This is a genomic window from Streptomyces sp. AC627_RSS907, from assembly GCF_019049165.1.
Genome location: NZ_JAGMUE010000925.1, coordinates 1 through 700 on the forward strand (window position 1 = coordinate 1; position 700 = coordinate 700).

Consider the following 700-nt stretch of genomic DNA (forward strand, 5'->3'; position numbering starts at 1 on the left):
CAGCGCGAGGTCGCCATGGCCCTGCACGGCCCGGTGTGCGTCCTCGCGGGCGCGGGCACGGGCAAGACCCGCGCGATCACCCACCGGATCGCGTACGGGGTGCGTGCGGGCATCCTCCAGCCCGCCAGCGTCCTCGCCGTGACCTTCACCAACCGCGCGGCGGGCGAGATGCGCGGCCGGCTGCGCCAGCTCGGCGCGGGCGGCGTGCAGGCGCGCACGTTCCACTCGGCGGCGCTGCGCCAGCTCCACTACTTCTGGCCGAAGGCGATCGGTGGCGAGATGCCCCGGCTGGTGGAGCGCAAGGCCCAGCTCGTGGCCGAGGCCGGCGCGCGCTGCTCCATCCGCCTCGACCGCAACGAGCTGCGGGACGTCACGAGCGAGATCGAGTGGTCCAAGGTCACCCAGACCGTCCCCGAGGAGTATCCGGCCGCCATCGCCAAGTCCCCGCGCGAGGCCCCCCGCGACCCGGCCGAGACCAGCCGGATCTACGCGATGTACGAGCAGCTCAAGCGGGACCGCGGAGTGATCGACTTCGAGGACGTGCTGCTGCTCACCGTCGGCGTCCTCCAGGACCGGCTCGACATCGCCGATCAGGTGCGCGGCCAGTACCAACACTTCGTGGTGGACGAGTACCAGGACGTGAGCCCGCTCCAGCAGCGCCTGCTCGACCTGTGGCTCGGCGACCGGGACAGCCTGTGCG

At 72.4% G+C, this 700-nt stretch carries 1 protein-coding gene; it reads left to right on the top strand.

Annotated features, from left to right (window positions below; translation table 11 throughout):
- A partial coding sequence (locus tag KUM32_RS39485; RefSeq protein ID WP_254406748.1) for a UvrD-helicase domain-containing protein occupies positions 1–700 on the top strand: 700 nt, incomplete at both ends.